Origin of the sequence: Catalinimonas alkaloidigena, assembly GCF_029504655.1 — a bacterium.
GTDB lineage: Bacteria > Bacteroidota > Bacteroidia > Cytophagales > Cyclobacteriaceae > Catalinimonas > Catalinimonas alkaloidigena.
On sequence record NZ_JAQFIL010000001.1, the window covers coordinates 587,119 to 605,064 of the forward strand.

Genomic DNA, 17,946 nt, shown 5'->3' on the forward strand with positions numbered 1-17,946 from the left:
AAATTTATAAGATTATGACTGACGTATACCATATAAAAGCAGAGATCGCTATGCAGTATGAGCATGGCTGGACTATTGCACAGGATAATTTCAATCGTTATCTGCATGAGCAAAGCAGGTACGGAAACCCGGGAAAAAAAGTGAGGAGAAACTTTATGTCCTCCGCAGTGAATAAATAAACGCCAACCCGGAGTTTATCAATCCCATGGGAAAAACTGATTTTTATAGGAAGAGCTTCGGCTCTTTCTTTGGTTAATACACCTGAATCAGCAAGTCCACGAGCTATTCATGTCTTATAAAAGTTGTAAATTAGGTTGAAAAAAAAGGGAGGTAAACAGATGGAAGAGAGTTGGGGCATGCAAGAGTTTATGGGAAGTGCAGTAGAAGATAAACGCGAGGCAAAGAGTTTGTCACTGATGGCTGATCGTCTTTTAGCTAACCCTGAGCTTTCCTTTAGTAGTGCAGTAGGAGAGAATTTCCGTAAATCAGCCTGGCGGATATTTTCCAAACAGGAAGTAGACGTCAGCTACGGCCACTATAGGCAAACGAGCAAGCGCTGTGCCGACCAGGATGTGGTTTTGGTGAGTCAGGATACAACAGACTTGAATTATGCCAGTCATGTCGCTACTGAAGGTCTGGGCGACTTAGGCGGCAGTCATGTAAATCCAGGGCTTTGCCTGCATACGGCCATGGCTCTGAGTGAGCAGGGAACGGCTTTGGGCCTGGTAGGACAAAAGCTGTGGCCTCCCCAATCCACAGGACGTACAAAGCAGGTGCAGTTTTATCCTTTAGAAGAAAAAGAAAGTTATCGGTGGGTAGAAGCCCTACAGTGGGTGGATCAGCATTTAGCTAAAGCCAAGAAGGTGATCGTAATCTCCGACAGAGAATCTGATTTTTATGAGTACATGGCTGCTCGCCGCTCCAAACATGTAGAATTACTCTTCAGGGCACATCATCTCAACCGAAAGGTGCATTATGAGCAAGAAAAGATGCTTCTTAAAGAAGTGGTTTTTCCCAATACTACTAAAGTAGAAGTTTACCTGCCCAGGACCAGCAAGAGAAAAGAGCGTAATGCTAAGCTGCAGGTAAGCTGGGGTAAGATCACATGCCCTGTCCCTACTTATAAAAAAGGAGAAGATATTGACTTATGGGTGGTAGTAGCTCAAGAAACACATACTCCGGCAGGAGAAGAACCGCGCAGCGAACCGCCTCTGCTATGGTATTTACTCACTACCATCAATATAGAAGATCAAGCTGCTGCTTTGCTGATGATAGATTATTACCGGAAACGATGGGTGATTGAACGCTGGCATATGGTGCTGAAGAGTGGTATGCAGATAGAAAAGCTACAGTTTGATACTTTCACACGACTATCTCATGCCATTGCTATGCTCTGTATTGTAGCCTGGCAATTGATCTGGCTTAAGCATCTGGCAGCAGAAAGTGCCCAATTAGCTGCAGAGAAAATATTTGAACCGCTACAAATAGAAGTCTTAGAAAAGCATAGTGGCAGAAAAGAACTCAGTGTACAGCAGGCATTGATCATCATCGCTGCCCTGGCCGGGTTTACGCCTACTAAAAAGCAGCCCTTCCCTGGAGAAAAAACCATGTGGAGAGGGTGGGCCATCTTCTCTCAACTCTGCCATGGATACCTTCTCGCTTCGCAGATAAATTATGAGACAGGATAAGGTCCACGAGTTGCTATCATGATTTCAGAAAATAAAAAAGAACATATCCTGACGAATGCACTGGCGTTGATTAAGCAAAGCGGTGTAATTCATACCACCATGGATATGGTTGCTGCGCAGTCAGGGGTATCTAAAAAGACGCTTTACGCCTACTTTTCCAATAAAAAGGTATTGCTTGCAGAGGCATTGGAGATGGAGGCTACCCTTTTAAGACAGGAGCTTGATAAGCCTGTGTATCCCAAAATGTCTTTGACTGACTACTGGTGCAGAACATTGCATATTGTAAGCGACCGCTTATCAGGATATTCTCCCCAACTGATGGAGGAGTTTACGGATTACTTTCCTCTGAAACATTGGGCGGATGAACAAAAAAAACTGGTGCTGGAACTGATATTAAAGAACACCACCAATCTGGAAGTTCGGCAAAAAGTGGAAATACTGTTTCGCTCATTTTTAGCTTTGATAGGGAGAAGTATTGTACAAAAAGGGTTTTATTTTAATAAGGAAGCCCTTGAAAAAACAGTAATACCCTTTTATTGTAAAGGTGTGGAATAAGAATTATTTACGATACTCGTGAAGTGATCCTTCGCTTATTTAATTCTTCAGTGCTGGCACATCAAGCATAATGCTAAAAACAATCAGTCAAAGTATCTTTGTTATATCTAAAAAGTATATACCAAAGACAAATGACATCCGTACTAACCTTAATCATCATTATCTCTATCTCAATATTGGTGACGCGCTTTGCTACCATGTCACTGATACATACCGGACTTTCCGAGCAGACAGCGCGCTTTCAGGCTCGTTCTGCCTTCACAGGTGTTGGCTTTACTACTCGTGAGTCAGAGCGAATTGTTGCTCATCCTGTGCGTCGCCGTATCATTATGGTTTTGATGTTACTCGGTAATGTAGGGATTGTTTCGGTATTGGCTACCCTCGTACTTACGTTTGTTGACGATCAGGCCGGGGCATCCGAATGGTTAGAGAAAATGGCTACCCTCATCGGAGGGCTGGGTTTGATCTGGGGCCTTTCCAAAAGTAAATGGGTAGACAGAGGGCTGTCCCGCTGGATTAATCATTTGCTGAATAAGTATACAGATATCAAAGTAAGGGATTATGCCGGTATACTTCATCTTTCCGGTGAATACGAGATCACTGAAATGCTGGTAGACAGTAAACACTGGATGACTGACAAGCCTCTGAGGGTGCTTAACCTCCGGCAGGAGGGGCTTAACCTGATTGGCGTAGAACGTGAAGACCGTACGTATGTGGGCTTACCCAATGGTGATACGGTGATCAGGGAGGGCGATACCCTGATTTTGTATGGCCGTGAATCGGCCCTCAAATTATTGAGCGAACGTAAAAAAGGAAGAGCAGGCGTAATGAATCGTCAACAGGCCATCTCGGAAAATATGGAAGCAGAGCGCAGGGAAGCTATAGCTGAGCAGAAGTCCAATGAGGCTACTAAAGTCTAAAGGTGCTAAAACACTTTTACATACATTTCTTCTTCTTCCTTCTTAACATTAGAATAGAGATAGAGAATTTGATGTACATTTTGGTTAATCGTTTCTGCAATAGTGCCCGTAGGAAGGTCATTACAATCCAGGCCGAAAGGATCTTCAATTTCTTCCCCAATGAGTTCTACACCAGCCATGGCAAAAAAAACAAACATAACCATAGGAATAGTATAGTACCCGAATTCTAAGACTAGCCCAAAGGGTAGGGTAAAGCAATAAGCGATGATGAACACTTTGATATACACATTATAGGAGAATGGTATGGGCGTTTTTTTAATCCGTTCACAAGCGCCCATCACATCCAGCAGAGCTTGTACTTGTGGCTTCAGGTTGATCATGTCAGCTTCAGAAAATACTCCGGCACCGTACAGCCTTTGGATTCTTTGAAAAATCTGCAAACTGATAAAATTAGGCATATGCCCCTGATGAGGGTAAACCTTTTTCTCTTCTTCGGTGAGCCTTATCATTTCTTCAATCTTTGTCCCTTTGCGCAAATGTTCTTTTAGTGAGATGCAGAAGTTAGCGATGTGCTTGGCGAAGTAGGAGCGGTTTTCCATGTCACCTTCGGGTAACATGGCCTGTAGCATTACCGCCAAAGTGCGGCAGGTATTGACCAGTGTCCCCCATTGTTTGCGACCTTCCCACCAGCGGTCATAAGCAGTGTTGGTACGAAACACCAGTAATATGCTCAGCACAATACCGAGTAAAGAAAAGAAACCGGAATGTAGCCTTACTTCCCAGGCCATTACGTCAATGATAAGCCAGCAGAAAAAGCCGGTAAATAAACCGATATATAAAACATAGCGGAGTAAGACCTGTAGTGTATAACTTTTATAAAAGTTGACTAAGTTTTTGAGCCACTCTTTGGAATTGTACCTTACCATAATTCTGTTTGATTAAGCATTGACGCTTTTTATATACTCGCGAGATATTCATGCACCATTTTAATTGCCATAGCTCCTTCTCCTACAGCGGAAGCTACGCGGTTCATCGCTCCGGCGCGAACATCGCCCGCAGTGAGTATGCCCGGTATGCTGGTTTCTAGCAGGTAAGGCTCTCGTTGAAGTTTCCATAGCTTTTTAAAAGACTCATACTTCATAAGTTCACGTCCGGTTTCTATAAAGCCTTTTTTATCCTTAATTACATCCAGATTGATCCAGTCGGTAAAGGGTCGGTTACCAATAAAAATGAAAAGTGCGGCAGCAGCGACCGCTCGCTTTTCTTCCGTCCTTACATCTTCAAGGGTAAGCGCTTCCAGGTGACCATTACCTTTAGCTGCCACCACCTGGGTATGGGGTACCACTTCAATGGTGGGAGTCTGGTTAATCTGGTCAATAAGGTATTGCGACATAGAGGAGCTTAAGTCAGCTTTACGAATAAGGATGTATACTTTACAGGCATAGTTGGATAAATACATGGCAGCCTGACCGGCCGAGTTTCCTCCTCCTACGATATAAATGTCTTTGTCTTCGCAGGCATTTGCCTCAGTTGTGGCTGCCCCGTAGTATACGCCCGCCCCTGTAAAAGTGTGTACTCCTTCTGCTTCCAGTTTACGGTAATTCACTCCCGTTGAAATGATAATACTCTTGGTCTTAATTTCACTTTCATCAGAGAGCGTTAGAATTTTGTACTGATCCTGAAGGCGTAAGCTTTTTACTTCCAGCGGGGAAAGAAATTCAGTACCCAGGCGTTTGGCCTGAGAGATAGCCCTCCGGGTAAGGTCTGCACCACTCAGGCCGTTAGGAAAGCCCAGGTAATTTTCTATGCGTGAGCTGGTCCCTGCCTGCCCTCCCGGAGCACGCTTTTCTATGAGTAGCGTTTTCAGCCCCTCCGACCCCCCGTAAACAGCGGCTGCCAAGCCTGCGGGACCTGCGCCAATGATGACCACATCATACAAAGGTTCAGCAGCCTGTACTTTCATGCCTATCTTTTGCGCTATTTCATTGATTTCTGGTTTAGCCAGAGCAGACTGATCTTCAAAAACTACCGCTGGTAGTGATTTTTCTTCAATCTGATGCAACTGAAGTAATTCTCTGGCCTTATCACTTTTCTCTATATCCAGCCACTGATAAGGTACAAGGTTACCTGCCAGGAAATCCTTGATCTCATGAGATTTAGGGTTGTACTGATAACCAATCACCCTTATGCCCTGGTAATCGGGGATATACTGCATCTGCCAGGCTTCCAGCAGATCGTTGATGATAGGGTAGAGCTTCTCTTCAGGGGGATCCCAGGGTTTAGTAAGGTAATAATCCAGTTGAACCTCATTTATCGCTTTGATGGCAGCATCAATGTCAGAGTAGGCAGTGAGGAGTACTTTTTTAGCTTTCGGAAAATGTGCTTTAGCCTTTTCCAGCATCTCTACGCCCAGCATGTCAGGCATTCTCTGATCAGAGATAAAGAGCGCTACTTCATCCCCTTTTTTCTTTAATTCTGGCAAGGCATCCAGGGCATCCTGGGTGTTGACAGTGCTCATGATCCGGTAGTCTTTGCGATACTGCTGGCGTAAGTCACGTGAAATGGCACGCAAGACCTGAGGGTCATCATCTACTGCAAAAATGATTGGGCGTTTCATATGGCTAATGGTAGAAGTTTTGTAAAAGATGGAAGCTAAGAGGTAAAGAGCATAAAAGCGCTTTTTTGTTTAATAAGGTAACGGTTTTAAGAAACAGGAAAGCTGACTTTGAACACAGTAGCACCTGGTTTGGATTTTACATCTATATCGGCCTGATGCTGATCCAGTATTTTTTTGACAATATCCAGTCCAAGCCCGGTACCTTGCCCTATGCTCTTCGTAGTAAAAAAGGGATCAAAAATGTGACTTAACAAATCAGGAGGTATGCCTGAGCCATTATCTTGTATGGTGACTTCAGTCCGCTCCCCTATGCTACGGCTACGTATAGTAAGCCTACCCTTCTGTTCCATCGCGTCAATGGCATTGTCTATGATATTGGTCCAGACCTGATTCAGTTCACTGACAAAAGCTTTTACCCTGGGAAGGTCATCTTCATATTTTTTTATGACTTCAATGTTTTTCTGCTTTAGCTTGTGGCTGAGCATGGTCAGGGTACTGTCAATGCCAGTATGTAAATTAACAAACTCTTTATCCTGGGCACGGTCCATATGAGAGTACGTCTTGACTGACTGCACCAGAGCAGAAATTCTGGAGGAAGCCTGTTCTATTTCAGCGACAAGCCTTTCGGTGTTCAGTACATTTTGTATCCAGCCCAAAACCTGTGGCAGGTATTCACCCTTAGTGATCTCTCCCACTTCTTCCACATCAGCAATTGTAAGCCCGAAGGAAACAAAAGTTTCAGCTATGTCATACGCGTCTTCAAAGCCCTGATCTTCCAGCCATTCGGCAATTTCATCCTCCTGGTTATTGCGTTCCAGCATACTAAGCTCGGGAAACTCATGCTGGTTGATTTTGGCAAAAAGAATATCATTCACTTCGTCTACCTGATCTGGTGTTAGCCGCACAGAAATGATCTGCTTGAAACTTTCGGGTGTATTATGCAGGTGGCTTTTTAGCGCTGCCGAACAGCGGATGATGGCTGATGCAGGATTATTTAGTTCATGTGCCAGTCCTGCAGAAAGCTTCCCCAGCGCCATCATTTTATCATTCTGCTGTTGTCTTCTGGTATAGTCTCTGGTTCTGCTGGTCATGACCGATACCAATGCCTGTACCATGGCATGGCTTTCGGTCTCCATCTCCTGGAAATGGGTTTTATGCAGGCTGAAAATAGTGGTTTTGGTGGTCGCAACGCCATATCCGCCAGCTTCTTTCATGCGGGAGTAAGGGAGTATGCCTGTAATATCTCCTTTTTCTAAGAGGCTTACATCCCTGAGCTGGCTACCCTGAGGAATTTTTAATTGTATAATGCCTTCCAGCATGATATACATATGCTCAGCCGGCTCTCCTTTTTTAAACAAATAATCACCGGGAGACAAAAAGATAAGTTCTCCTTTATCAGCAAGCCATTGCAGATGCTGATCTTCTATACCTTCAAAATTAGGAATTTCACGAAGGGCAGAAAGTAAATCCATTTTCATACTGGCTAGGGTTTAGGAGGTATTGATTCACAAGAATGAAGGTCAATCTAGTGAAAGTCTGTCAATCATTTTTTTCATGACCTTCTTGGCTGATTTTAAGTCTTTTTTGTCAATATCATGTGTAGCTTCCCGGGTAGTCTCTTTCACAACTTTGACAAGTTCTTCCTGCAGACTTTTTCCTTCTTCAGTCAGGTAGACCCTTTTATTTCTACGATCATTGGGATCAGCCTTACGGCTCACCAGTTTTCTTTTCTCAAGGTTGTCAATAAGATGGGTGATGCTGGCTTTGTTTTTACTGACCATATTTGCCAGGGTTTGCTGGCTCTGGCCGTCGTGTCTCCAGAGGCTAGCCAGTATTACCCATTGTTCTACAGTTACATGGTATTTCCCCATGTTCTTGCTGATCTTATTGTTAAGCAGGCGAGAACTAGTGCCCATGATGGTAGAAAGCGAGTTTTCTACTTTAACTTTTTTGCCCATGGCTTTTTTGTTGGATATTCAACTACTTACTAAATATAGTGCTTCTCATTGAGATGCAAAAAGTTATTTGGTATATTCTGGAAAGGTTTTGGGGCTTTATTTTGCTGCAAAGAACTGTATATTCGCAGCTTTAAGATTAATTCATCAATAACATGCCTATTGAAGACAATTACAAACATAAAGGAATGAGAAGGCAACTGGTCAATAAAATCCATAGAAAAGGAATTACAGACCAGAAAGTGCTAAAGGCCGTCAATACCGTACCTCGCCATGCTTTCCTGGATAATGCTTTTCTGGAGCATGCTTATCAGGACAAAGCTTTTCAGATAGGAGAGGGACAGACCATTTCTCAACCTTATACCGTGGCCTTTCAAACCCAACTTCTACAGCTTAAGCCGGGAGAAAAAGTGCTGGAAATTGGTACGGGCTCTGGTTACCAGTGCAGCATACTTCTGGAAATGGGTGCAAAAGTCTATTCTATTGAGTACAACTGGCCCCTGCATCAGAGGGCGGCAAGCCTGTTGAAAAGTATGGGTTACCAACCACATCTTTTCCATGGAGATGGAACCAAAGGCCTGCCCGCTTTTGCTCCTTATGATGGAATTATTGTGACTGCTGGGGCACCTACTGTTCCAATGGCTTTGATAGAGCAGTTGGCTCCCGGAGGAAGGCTGGTGATTCCGGTAGGAGATAGAAGAACACAAAAGATGCTTCTGGTGATCAAGGAGAAGAATGGAAAAATAAGTAAAAAAGAATTTGACCATTTTAGTTTTGTCCCCTTATTGGGTCAACATGGTTGGGAAAATCATTAAGTTTAAGGTATGAGTGAATCAAAAAAATCTGTTAAAGCCTCATTGACCACCATGACTGAAATGGTATTTCCAAACGATACTAATGGCCTGAACGGACTGATGGGTGGCAGGCTGCTGTATTGGATGGATATAGTATCGGCTATTGCAGCCCAGAAGCATGCGAACAGCCTGGTGGTGACCGCCTCAGTAGATAATGTGTCTTTCTCGCATCCTATCAAGATTGGGAATGTAGTAACCCTAAAAGCCCAGGTAACCCGTGCCTTTAACACCTCCATGGAAGTACATATAGAAGTAAAAGCCGAAGATGTGCCTAACGGTAAAATTGTAGAAAGCCATCGCGCTTTTTTCACCATGGTGGCCGTAGATATGGAAGGGCAAAAAGTAGGCGTGGCAGAAGTAGTACCGGAAACTGAAGAAGAGCAGAAATTATTTGACAGTGCATTACGTCGGAGACAGCTGCGTTTAGTCCTGGCCGGTAGAATGAAGCCTACTGAAGCCCATGAGCTTCGTTCCATTTTTGATATTAACGAAAAAAGGTAGAAGCGATGCATGCACAAGAAGACTTAAATTTCCTGCGTTTTTTCCTCACGGAGCCTATCTATCTGGTACCTGAAGCAGAACCACCGATAATAGCGCAGAAAGCAGGAGCTGCGGAGGCGGAGGGTATCGTTGAAACAGAGACAGTACAGCAAATGGCTGTACAGGATAAAGAAGAGAGTAAAGCAGCTCCTGCTGCCAGACCAGCTGCTCCCTTGCCCATTCCCGAGACTGAAGGAGGAAATCACAAAGGGGTGGTAGTACTATTTTATGATCAGAAGAATAGATCTCTGGGCAAAGAGGAACGCGGTTTTTTAGGAAATATTCTCAAAGCGGTTAAGCTTAACTTTGATGATGTAGCACTATGTAATTGGGCACTACTGGAAGCTGAATTTGAGCAGCGAAAGAATATCTTTGAATCTATACAGCATGTTGAATGCAATACTATATTAGCATTTGGCCAGCTTCCCCTTTCGTGGTCGCTGAGTCATTTTTTTCAAAAATATCACATTACTGAAGATGCCGAAGGGAGAAAACTACTGCTGGCCGATGATTTGCTGTCAATTGCACAAAACAGAGATTTCAAAGTACAGCTTTGGAATGCGCTGAAAAAGATGTTTCAGTAAATGATTGCGAATGAAGCGGAGGTATGTAGACCGGTATCGTAATGTCAAAAGTTTTGTTCTCTGGGGAGTGCTGCTCTGCCTCGCCACTTTTTTGATTGCTGCTGGTTTTTCAACTACGCCAGATTCAGCTACATCCATAGAGGCAGCAAAGGATAGTCTGCTCTGTGTAGCTTTTAGGCTGGAGGGTACACCTTATCGCTTCGGGGGTAAAAATGAACAAGCTTTTGATTGTTCCGGGTATACCCGATATCTCTATCAGCAGTTAGGTGTGAGTTTACACGCTTCGGCTGCCCAACAATATAAACAGGGAGTAGCTGTGCATGCAGATAGCTTGCAGCAGGGGGATCTGGTTTTTTTTCAGCATAGCAACGGTAGAGTTTTTCATGTGGGCGTATATATAGGAGAAAGAGAGGGCAGTCCGGCTTTTATTCATGCTTCCAGCAGCAGAGGCGTAGTAGTGGATCACTTATATCAGGATTATTTTCATACACGTTGGGCAGGAGCAAAACGAATTTTTAATCCATAAGAAAAAAGTTTCCCTTGCTAACTTCCCAACTAAATGTTTACTTTGTGCTCCCTTTTGAAAAGAATAGCTTTTCAAAGTTTATCAATGCTGGAGTGGCGGAATTGGTAGACGCGCACGTTTCAGGGACGTGTGAGTTTTACTCGTGCGGGTTCGACTCCCGCCTCTAGCACATCAGGCCCGGGCAATTTGTCCGGGTTTTTTTTGTTTTACCCTAATTTCCTGTTAAGCTTTCACTTTTATCGTGTTCCATGTAAGACAGGCAAGGAATTTGTCTGTCCCTGTAGTGAAGAAAGACTGTTTTGTAAAGCTTTAAACGGAAAAGCACATTTGTAACACCTTTCTCATTACCAAGGCTTTACAAAACATGACATTGTGGTACTTTGTAACATCACTTTAATCTAGGATTGCTATGCTGATAGCAGAATCAAAACTGACTGACAGACAAAATTGGCTGAATAACCGCAAGAAGCTGGAAGCATTACGCTTCAACCAACTCAGCGAATACGAAAAAGAAAAAGGACTTGTCACCTGGATTGATTACTTGCTCCCTGTGGCTTCATTAGGTCTCAAAGCGAGTGGCCTATACCCCATTGGTAAAAGGAATGCGCAAAAAATACAGCTACATGAATTTGAACTGTATTTTGATCAGCTACCTGCTGCATTTGATGGTTACAGTATTCTGCATCTGACAGATCTGCATCTTGACTGTCTGCCCGGAATTGAAGAAGCCATTTCCAACAAGCTACAAGACCTTCATTACCATAGCTGCTTTATTACTGGGGATTACCGCAAGAGATTGATGGGTGACTATGATGATAAAGTACTTAGTCCACTGCGAGACATCATTGCTTGTATACAGGCTGAAGATGGGATTTTTGCGACGCTGGGTAACCATGATACCCACCAGGTTGTGGAGCCACTGGAAAATATGGGAGTCAGGGTGCTCACCAATGAGTCGGTACAACTAGAGCGTGGGCAGGATAGTATTTTGGTAACAGGTTTGGACGACCCGCACTTTTACTTTACCCATCATGCTAAAACCGCCCTAAATACAAAGCAGGACAGTTTCAAAATAGCACTGGTACACTCTCCTGAAATGTACCAGGAAGTAGCGGACCAAAACTATGCCTTGTACCTTTGTGGGCATACCCATGCCGGACAAATCTGTTTACCAGGTGGTATACCCCTGATCAAGCACTTGAAAAAAGGAAAGAAGCTGTACAAGGGCTTATGGAATATTGGTAAAATGCAGGGATATACCAGCCCCGGCTGTGGTGTTTCCGGCTTGCCAGTAAGATTTAACAGCCAGGGGGAAATTACCCTTTTTACCTTAAGGAAAAAAGCTTAGACCACCTGCTGCCCTGAACAGACTTCAGGGCAGCAGGTACAGGTTTAAGTGGATCTAAAATACAAAGTTATTTGGGCCAACGCCTACACTATATGTTTCTAGCAGTGTCCCCTCACTATCATACTCCAGCACAGTACCTTCTCCCTGAAAAGAGTTGCTGTTGCCAACAAACAGATTGTTGGTAAGCGGGTCACTGCCAACTGCATAAAAGTATTCTCCGCTAATTACTTCTTCAGGACTGGCTGAAACCTCGTCAATAGCCAGTGAGTAGATTGAAGTGGCAGTAGCAGGCCAGGGCTCAGCGCCGATAAAGTAAATCACATTAAGGTTATCATTGATAGTAAACTTTCCATTACTATTGCTTCCCGCTACATCTACAGTAGCTGCCACACTGTTATTATCAGGGTTGATTCTGACAAACTGAGCTGCCGCTCCGGTTACGCTTACCCACAGATCATTTTCATGCACTTCCAGCCACTGGGGGCTGCCCTCCAGCGTAAGTACTTCTTCAACCTCATCAGTGTTCGTATTGATAACGGTTAGCTTGTTGGTATAACTATTGGCTACAAAGATTTTGTCATCTACAGCCTGTACGTCTTCTGCACCGTCTTCGGTAGCTATGTATTTGATGATGCTGTAATCATTAAGGTCAATTACCGCAACTTTAGATTCGGGGAGCATATAGTTTGCATCAAAATTTCCCCAAACCGAAACATAGGCCTTATCACCCACTACATCCATATAACGAGGGCTGATCAGTCCTGCGTCCTCAAGAGGTGCCTGAATAGCTACAAAAGTTTCTGCATCTACAATTTCAATCTTGTCAGAAGTATTACAAATGATGAAGGCTTCGTTGCCCTCAACCGTAACGGATTGTACACTAGCTTCCAGTTCACGAGGTGCATTGGCAGAGGCAAACACATTATTGCTTAGTGTATCCATATCTCGATCAAGAAGCGTGACAGAGCCATTGCCCTGGCCAAAGTTCCCTTCATTCACAACAATGATATTGTCTCCTAAAGCTGGTCCTTCCGGTGAATCTTCCTCGCAGGCAAAGGTTACTACAAGTAGGGTAGACAGAAAAAAATACGATAAAAGTTGTTTCGTCAAGTTCATGTGTTTTTAATGGATAATGATTAGTGAAAAATTAAATTTTGCTAGTCTGAAAAATGCAGTTGAATGCTGAGTTGGTAATTTCTACCTGGCATGGCCCTTCGGGCTACATTCTGATAGTCAGTATTGAGGATATTATTAATTCTCAGGCTTACTGCATGCTGTGTCTTCCACCATTCAAAAGTCCTGCTCAGGCGAAGGTTGACTAAGGCGTAGCCTTCCAAAGCACTTTCATTGGTAGTGGTCAGGAAGCGCTGGCTGGTCCACTGACTGAGCAGACCGGTTGACCACTCCCGCCATTCCGCATGCGTATTGAAAGTGAGTCGGTGACGTGGTACATAAGGCAGCTGCTTATTTTCCGAGCGGTCGTATTCGTTAATCGGCACTTTGTTAAGGGAGGAGGTAAAAGCATAACTGCTGCTAAACCTGAGCTTAAGTTTTTTCAATGTAAATTGATATTGCCCACGACCTTCAATACCATTTACCACTACGTTTCTGAAATTCTGCGGACGCCAAAACGTCCCCTGATCAAGCCATACAATCCAGTCTTCCATATCGGAATGGTAGTAGGTGACTTCAGTATTCAGCCTTTTGGTCTGGTAGTGCAAACCACTCTCATAGCTCCAGCCATTCTCGGCATTGAGCTCAGGGTTACCTCCCGGCTGCCAATACAGATCATTGAAAGTGGGCACACGATAATTTCTTGCGACCTGACTTTTTAAGCTTAGCTGCTGAGTGTTGTTATTGAGTAGCAGAATTTCACTGCCCAGACTGGGGGAGAAAGGCGGATCATAGCCACTGACCCACGACTGACGTAGGTTAAGGCTGAGCTTCCACCATTCCAGCGCCTGATAATTGGCTGAAGCAAAAGCATCTACTCTGTGTTGAAAGCGGATTTGTTCATAACTTTCTACAGCGGCCTTTACATATCTCCAGTCGCTGCCCACCTTTATACTAAGACGTTCGCTCAAATTTTTATCGTATTGTAGTCTGGCCAGAGTATGCTGCGCGATGATTGGAGCCTGCTGATCATATATCTGCTGATCACGTACAAAACCAGCGGTAGCCTGCAAATGTCCCCAACGCTCCTGCTGCTGATACTGCATAGATAAGCGCAGGTGGGTATCTTCTATGCGCTCATAAGTTTCTTCTTTTAGGTTGTTGCTCATCAGCGGAAGCACGCCATTCTCGCTCTCCTCATACCAGGCATTCAGGCTTAATCTTTTATTGCTGGCAGGTTGGTAGCTGATTTCCTGCATCACCCCAAAATTGTGTAGATCAGCATTCTCCTGTCTTTCTTCCGGTAGGCCGTACCTGGCAGTATTTTCAAAGGGAAAATTATTTTCGGCGGTATTGCGGTAGACCGTGGTCGCCAGCTGCCAGTCTTGTAGGCCTATATTGGCTTTGATACCGGAGAAAAGCTGCCCAAAACTGCCAATCGTCTGGCTGGCCTGTAGTTGCAACCCTTCCTGCTCAGGGGCATTACTTTGTAGAGTAATACTTCCGCCCAGGGCATCGCTGCCGTAGAGTGAGCTGCCCCCTCCATAATGCACTTGCACTTCATCAAACATGAAAGCAGGGAGATTAGAAAAGTCCGTAGAGCCCAGGGTAGGAGAGTTGATGTTAAGCCCATTCCAGAGCACCGCAGTATGGCTGGAAGATGTACCGCGCATGCTGATGCTGGATACCATGCCATAACCATATTCTTTGAAATACAAAGAAGTCTCCTGTTGCAGCAGGTCTTGTAAACTACCATTGACCTGAGATGCCTTGGCGACGGAATCAATGCGTACAATAGAGCTTCCACTGGCATATTTGCTAGCAGGGATACCGAAAATTTCTACGGCATCCAGCAAGATACTATCAGCTTCCTGTGCTATAGCATCCAGCGAACAAAATGTAAAAAATAATATGGTGAGCAGTCGCCTCATTCCTTGTCCCTTAATTCTCTTGAAACATAGTAACGCTTGTCCTTTAGCTTGCTGAGTAGTGCGGAAAGCGAGCGGCACATAATGGAATTGCCCTGCCCCTGAATGATCCAGGTGGGGGTAGGGCTGGTCTGCTGTATTTGTACAGACAGCTTTGTATCTGCATTTTCTACAATTTTATAGCCCACTCTTTCCAACGCCTGCTGTGTCCAGTGCGTGAGTATTCCCTCTCCATTTAGCCTGATCGGCAGTGTGGGTTTCCGACGAATAACAAAGCTGCCTTTCTGCTGGTCAAAGCGGAGGTTTTTACTTTGGAAACAAGCTTCCACTTTACCCTGTAACACCAAATCTTCCGGTATGCCTGACCAGATATTTTGCTTATGCAAGAGCCATAACTGATCTGCTGATTGTATCACCAGTTCCAGATCGTGCGAACTCATGAGTATGGCTTTTTGCTTCTCGTGGGTAAGCCGGTGCAATAGCTGCATGATCTCCACCCGATTGGGCAAGTCCAGGTGAACCGTAGGCTCATCCAGAATGATGAGAGGCGTATCCTGGGCTAAAGCTCTGGCGATCATGACTTTCTGCTTTTCACCATCACTCAGTTCGTAAAACGGACGATTGGCAAACTCCAGCGTAGCTGTATCTTCCATTGCCTGATCAATAAGCTTGCGGTCGACCTGACTGAGACGGCCAAACCAGCCACTGTAAGGGTGGCGGCCCATGGCGATCAGCTCATGTACCCGTAAGTTGAGCGCTATGCCTCTTTCTGTAAGCACCAGGCTAAGTTGCTGCGCCAGCCTTCGGGGAGAAATTTCGGAGAGCAGCTTTCCCGCTATGCTTACTTCTCCTTCCAGCGCAGCTTGCATGCCTGCCAGGGTGCGCAGCAAGGTAGATTTACCTGCGCCATTGGTACCCAGCAGACAAATCAATTCTCCTCTTTTTACCTTCAGATCCAGTTTGCTGATCAGTAGCTTATCGGGAGAATAGCCTACTGATAGTCCTCTGGTAAACAATATGGTGTTTTCGTTCTGCATCTTTAAACTTTCAGCCTCAACTATTAACCCTAATGAAAAGCACTTTGCTGTCTTCGGTTTTTAAGAATGACATAAATGACGACGGGCGAGCCGATTAGTGCGGTAATCGCATTTAAGGGCAGGGTAATGCTACTGCCCGGTACCTGCGCAATCAGGTCGCAGCCCAGAAGGGTAATGGCGCCCAGCAAGGCCGAAGCGGGTACCAATATACTGTGACTGGCCGTATGGAAAAGTCCTCTGCTCAGGTGGGGTACAGCGATGCCGATAAAACCGATAGGCCCGCAAAAAGCCGTTACCACGCCCGCCAGTAAGCTGGTAGCGATGATAACACCAATGCGCAGTTGTTTGATGTTGACGCCCAGGCTCTGCGCATAATGTTCGCCCAGCAAAAGTGCGTTCAGAGGCTTAGTCAGCAGAAGCGTGAGCAGTAAGCCTAGTGAAACGACTATAACCATCACCCAAAGATGCTTCTGAGTAACGCCATGCAAGCTGCCAAAGGTCCAGAGTAAGTAGTTTTGAATCTGTTCAGGATTGCTAAAATACTGCCAGAGGCTGACCAGAGATAGGGTGATATTGCCAATCATGATACCGGCAATCAGCAGCACTACATAATCATTGACCCTGAAAGAGATACCTAACACGATAAATAAAACCAGAGCAGCACCTAAACTCGCGGCTATCGCCACCAGCCAGCTACTGCTGATGCCTAACTGCTGTATCGCATAAACGGTAGTAGCCTGCCCGCTGGAAAGTGTGACCAAAGCTACGCCCAGGCTTGCTCCTGAGGTAACGCCCAGCACAGATGGACCCGCCAAAGGATTGCGGAAAAGCGTCTGCATCTGCAAGCCTCCTACCGATAGCGCAGCACCTGCCAGTACCGCGGTGATGGCTTTGGGCAGCCGGATTTTCATGACGATATTTTCAAAAGCCTGATTGTCCAGCGTTTTTCCCAGAAGTTTGTTGATGACTTCGGATAGAGGTATAGCGACTGAACCCAGCGCAATATCCGCCAGCCACAGCATTAGCGTCAACACCAGCAGCCCTAAAAGGAGAAGGCCTGTGCGCGGATAGCCTAATGCTTCTTTACTATGGTCCTTTTTTATTGTGGCAGGCATGGCTATTTCAGCTTTTGGTAGTAATACAACTGATGGCTGGGTAGCAAGTCCGGATGAAGAATATGGGTGAGATCCGCCAGGATGAGGTGAGGATTGACTACCCCGCTTTCGTAATAGTCATTGCCCTGCCCCTTGGGTGTCAGCCTGCGGTTATGATTGTAGACCTTTCCGTTCTGAAAAGCTTTAAAATCTGCGAAGCGCTCGTCCTTGGCCAGCAGTTCATCCATGGTATTTACCATGCCGGGATTAAGCCAATAGTCGGCTTCCAGTCCATAAGCGTATATGTTTTCAAAGGCTACAGGTAGACTTACTTCTTCGCTATCGCTCCAGGGCCAGTGGGCTCCTGCCTGCTCAAACATTTTGCTGCGATAACTTTTCCCTCCCGGCACATACCATGATCCCTGAAAAGGGGAGCCGCTGATGACTTCAGGTCTTTCTTCCAGATTATTTGTTAACTGAGCGATCTGCTGATAGGTTTGGGCAAGGGAGTCAAATTTGGCGTTTGCGATTTCCTCCCGATTGAGTAAAGCCGCCATCAGTTTTACCCACTCCGCTTTGCCCAAGGCGGTATTTTCCATCCACTCGGTATTGATGAGTACCGGAATATCAGAGCTGCTCAACGTATTATATTTTTGCAAATCGGTATTGGGCATACCGGATACCATAAGCAGGTCAGGCTGCAGGGCGAGTACCATTTCCTGGTTAAGGCTGCCCGCCTCACCAATGGCAGTGACTTCTCCTGCTTCTATTCTGGCTCTTACCTCAGGGTCATAGACATAGTCTGTATTGTCCAGAGCGATGATGATACTGTCGGCGTCAACAAAATCTGCCAGCGCAACATGGGTGGTAGACAAAGCTGCCAGGCTGTAGATAGGAATACTGATTGTCTGGGCCTCAGGATAAGCAGCGGGGCGAGTAGTCCCTTCTGGTAAAAGGATATAGTGTGTAGTGTCTTCACCCTGCATCAGGTGGAGTACTTTATAATCGTCTTCATAGCTGATATCAAAGCCCTGGGCATAGTTGACCTGTGCTTCTTCCGTCCAGAAAGGGGATGCTACGGAAGAAGTATTGTTTTGCTGCTGATGAGGGGTGCTTTCGCAAGCGCCAAGCAGCAGATAAATGCATATAATACTACAATAGCATGGCCAAAACATGCGCAATGCTAT

The 17,946-nt window shown here is 45.2% G+C and carries 18 protein-coding genes and 1 tRNA gene; 10 read left to right on the plus strand and 9 right to left on the minus strand.

All coding sequences use genetic code 11. The features are described 5' to 3' along the window. Positions 1 to 14: 14 nt before the first annotated feature. The 4 genes from OKW21_RS02425 (at position 15) to OKW21_RS02440 (ending at position 3,163) form a co-directional block, all read left to right on the plus strand. On the plus strand, positions 15 to 179 hold the full coding sequence (locus OKW21_RS02425) for a hypothetical protein (protein ID WP_277476847.1): 165 nt from the start codon (positions 15 to 17) through the stop codon (positions 177 to 179). A gap of 135 nt (positions 180 to 314) precedes the next feature. After that, positions 315 to 1,688 carry an IS4 family transposase gene (locus OKW21_RS02430; protein WP_277476848.1) on the plus strand — a complete coding sequence of 458 codons (1,374 nt, stop codon included), beginning with the start codon at positions 315 to 317 and terminating at the stop codon, positions 1,686 to 1,688. An 18-nt stretch (positions 1,689 to 1,706) separates the two neighbouring features. Further along, positions 1,707 to 2,243, plus strand: coding sequence for a TetR/AcrR family transcriptional regulator (locus tag OKW21_RS02435; protein WP_277476850.1), 537 nt, complete (start codon positions 1,707 to 1,709; stop codon positions 2,241 to 2,243). A gap of 131 nt (positions 2,244 to 2,374) precedes the next feature. Further along, complete coding sequence (locus OKW21_RS02440; protein WP_277476853.1) at positions 2,375 to 3,163, plus strand: TrkA C-terminal domain-containing protein; 789 nt, start codon at positions 2,375 to 2,377, stop codon at positions 3,161 to 3,163. Positions 3,164 to 3,168: 5 nt separating this feature from the next. Here the strand turns inward: OKW21_RS02440 and OKW21_RS02445 are convergent, their stop codons facing one another. The 4 genes from OKW21_RS02445 to OKW21_RS02460 form a co-directional block, all read right to left on the minus strand. Further along, positions 3,169 to 4,089 carry a bestrophin family protein gene (locus OKW21_RS02445; RefSeq protein ID WP_277476855.1) on the minus strand — a complete coding sequence of 307 codons (921 nt, stop codon included), beginning with the start codon at positions 4,087 to 4,089 and terminating at the stop codon, positions 3,169 to 3,171. A 29-nt stretch (positions 4,090 to 4,118) separates the two neighbouring features. Continuing rightward, positions 4,119 to 5,780, minus strand: coding sequence for an NAD(P)/FAD-dependent oxidoreductase (locus OKW21_RS02450; RefSeq protein WP_277476857.1), 1,662 nt, complete (start codon positions 5,778 to 5,780; stop codon positions 4,119 to 4,121). An 86-nt stretch (positions 5,781 to 5,866) separates the two neighbouring features. Next, entirely contained in the window at positions 5,867 to 7,258 is a 1,392-nt protein-coding gene (locus tag OKW21_RS02455; protein ID WP_277476859.1) for an ATP-binding protein, read from the minus strand. 42 nt (positions 7,259 to 7,300) lie between these two features. After that, complete coding sequence (locus OKW21_RS02460; protein ID WP_277476862.1) at positions 7,301 to 7,738, minus strand: MarR family winged helix-turn-helix transcriptional regulator; 438 nt, start codon at positions 7,736 to 7,738, stop codon at positions 7,301 to 7,303. A gap of 185 nt (positions 7,739 to 7,923) precedes the next feature. Here OKW21_RS02460 and OKW21_RS02465 point away from each other — a divergent pair, with 185 nt between their 5' ends. From OKW21_RS02465 to OKW21_RS02490, 6 genes are all read left to right on the plus strand, one after another. Continuing rightward, the gene (locus OKW21_RS02465) at positions 7,924 to 8,550 is read left to right on the plus strand and encodes a protein-L-isoaspartate(D-aspartate) O-methyltransferase (protein WP_277476864.1); all 627 of its coding nucleotides are present in this window, start codon (positions 7,924 to 7,926) and stop codon (positions 8,548 to 8,550) included. Between the two features lie 9 nt (positions 8,551 to 8,559). After that, a complete protein-coding gene (locus tag OKW21_RS02470; protein WP_277476866.1) occupies positions 8,560 to 9,090 on the plus strand; it encodes an acyl-CoA thioesterase in 531 nt (176 codons plus the stop codon). Between the two features lie 5 nt (positions 9,091 to 9,095). Further along, positions 9,096 to 9,713, plus strand: coding sequence for a hypothetical protein (locus tag OKW21_RS02475; RefSeq protein ID WP_277476869.1), 618 nt, complete (start codon positions 9,096 to 9,098; stop codon positions 9,711 to 9,713). Positions 9,714 to 9,723: 10 nt separating this feature from the next. Next, the gene (locus tag OKW21_RS02480; protein WP_277476871.1) at positions 9,724 to 10,239 is read left to right on the plus strand and encodes a C40 family peptidase; all 516 of its coding nucleotides are present in this window, start codon (positions 9,724 to 9,726) and stop codon (positions 10,237 to 10,239) included. A gap of 86 nt (positions 10,240 to 10,325) precedes the next feature. Then, positions 10,326 to 10,408 (plus strand) — tRNA-Leu (locus tag OKW21_RS02485). A gap of 240 nt (positions 10,409 to 10,648) precedes the next feature. Beyond that, positions 10,649 to 11,587: a metallophosphoesterase gene (locus OKW21_RS02490; RefSeq protein ID WP_277476873.1), complete on the plus strand. Its 939-nt coding sequence runs from the start codon at positions 10,649 to 10,651 to the stop codon at positions 11,585 to 11,587. Between the two features lie 54 nt (positions 11,588 to 11,641). Here the strand turns inward: OKW21_RS02490 and OKW21_RS02495 are convergent, their stop codons facing one another. From OKW21_RS02495 to OKW21_RS02515, 5 genes are read right to left on the minus strand one after another with little or no spacing between them, the layout of a single operon-like run. Continuing rightward, positions 11,642 to 12,697, minus strand: coding sequence for a YncE family protein (locus tag OKW21_RS02495; protein ID WP_277476876.1), 1,056 nt, complete (start codon positions 12,695 to 12,697; stop codon positions 11,642 to 11,644). 47 nt (positions 12,698 to 12,744) lie between these two features. Beyond that, positions 12,745 to 14,631: a TonB-dependent receptor gene (locus OKW21_RS02500; RefSeq protein ID WP_277476878.1), complete on the minus strand. Its 1,887-nt coding sequence runs from the start codon at positions 14,629 to 14,631 to the stop codon at positions 12,745 to 12,747. Then, complete coding sequence (locus OKW21_RS02505; protein ID WP_277476881.1) at positions 14,628 to 15,665, minus strand: ABC transporter ATP-binding protein; 1,038 nt, start codon at positions 15,663 to 15,665, stop codon at positions 14,628 to 14,630. Before OKW21_RS02505 ends, OKW21_RS02500 begins: the two co-directional genes overlap by 4 nt. Positions 15,666 to 15,694: 29 nt before the next feature. Continuing rightward, entirely contained in the window at positions 15,695 to 16,780 is a 1,086-nt protein-coding gene (locus OKW21_RS02510; RefSeq protein ID WP_277476883.1) for an iron ABC transporter permease, read from the minus strand. Positions 16,781 to 16,782: 2 nt separating this feature from the next. Then, positions 16,783 to 17,934, minus strand: a complete 1,152-nt coding sequence (locus OKW21_RS02515; protein ID WP_277476886.1) for an ABC transporter substrate-binding protein — start codon at positions 17,932 to 17,934, stop codon at positions 16,783 to 16,785. Positions 17,935 to 17,946: the final 12 nt, after the last annotated feature.

What these genes read in the sequence shown, in the direction of transcription:
- OKW21_RS02425 (WP_277476847.1), top strand. Translation starts at nt 15, where the DNA reads ATGACTGACGTATACCATATAAAAGCAGAGATCGCTATGCAGTATGAG.
- OKW21_RS02480 (WP_277476871.1), top strand. Translation starts at nt 9,724, where the DNA reads ATGAAGCGGAGGTATGTAGACCGGTATCGTAATGTCAAAAGTTTTGTT.
- OKW21_RS02455 (WP_277476859.1), bottom strand. Translation starts at nt 7,258, where the DNA reads ATGAAAATGGATTTACTTTCTGCCCTTCGTGAAATTCCTAATTTTGAA.
- OKW21_RS02445 (WP_277476855.1), bottom strand. Translation starts at nt 4,089, where the DNA reads ATGGTAAGGTACAATTCCAAAGAGTGGCTCAAAAACTTAGTCAACTTT.
- OKW21_RS02500 (WP_277476878.1), bottom strand. Translation starts at nt 14,631, where the DNA reads ATGAGGCGACTGCTCACCATATTATTTTTTACATTTTGTTCGCTGGAT.
- OKW21_RS02465 (WP_277476864.1), top strand. Translation starts at nt 7,924, where the DNA reads ATGAGAAGGCAACTGGTCAATAAAATCCATAGAAAAGGAATTACAGAC.
- OKW21_RS02475 (WP_277476869.1), top strand. Translation starts at nt 9,096, where the DNA reads ATGCATGCACAAGAAGACTTAAATTTCCTGCGTTTTTTCCTCACGGAG.
- OKW21_RS02515 (WP_277476886.1), bottom strand. Translation starts at nt 17,934, where the DNA reads ATGTTTTGGCCATGCTATTGTAGTATTATATGCATTTATCTGCTGCTT.
- OKW21_RS02450 (WP_277476857.1), bottom strand. Translation starts at nt 5,780, where the DNA reads ATGAAACGCCCAATCATTTTTGCAGTAGATGATGACCCTCAGGTCTTG.
- OKW21_RS02490 (WP_277476873.1), top strand. Translation starts at nt 10,649, where the DNA reads ATGCTGATAGCAGAATCAAAACTGACTGACAGACAAAATTGGCTGAAT.
- OKW21_RS02440 (WP_277476853.1), top strand. Translation starts at nt 2,375, where the DNA reads ATGACATCCGTACTAACCTTAATCATCATTATCTCTATCTCAATATTG.
- OKW21_RS02470 (WP_277476866.1), top strand. Translation starts at nt 8,560, where the DNA reads ATGAGTGAATCAAAAAAATCTGTTAAAGCCTCATTGACCACCATGACT.
- OKW21_RS02505 (WP_277476881.1), bottom strand. Translation starts at nt 15,665, where the DNA reads ATGCAGAACGAAAACACCATATTGTTTACCAGAGGACTATCAGTAGGC.
- OKW21_RS02510 (WP_277476883.1), bottom strand. Translation starts at nt 16,780, where the DNA reads ATGCCTGCCACAATAAAAAAGGACCATAGTAAAGAAGCATTAGGCTAT.
- OKW21_RS02460 (WP_277476862.1), bottom strand. Translation starts at nt 7,738, where the DNA reads ATGGGCAAAAAAGTTAAAGTAGAAAACTCGCTTTCTACCATCATGGGC.
- OKW21_RS02435 (WP_277476850.1), top strand. Translation starts at nt 1,707, where the DNA reads ATGATTTCAGAAAATAAAAAAGAACATATCCTGACGAATGCACTGGCG.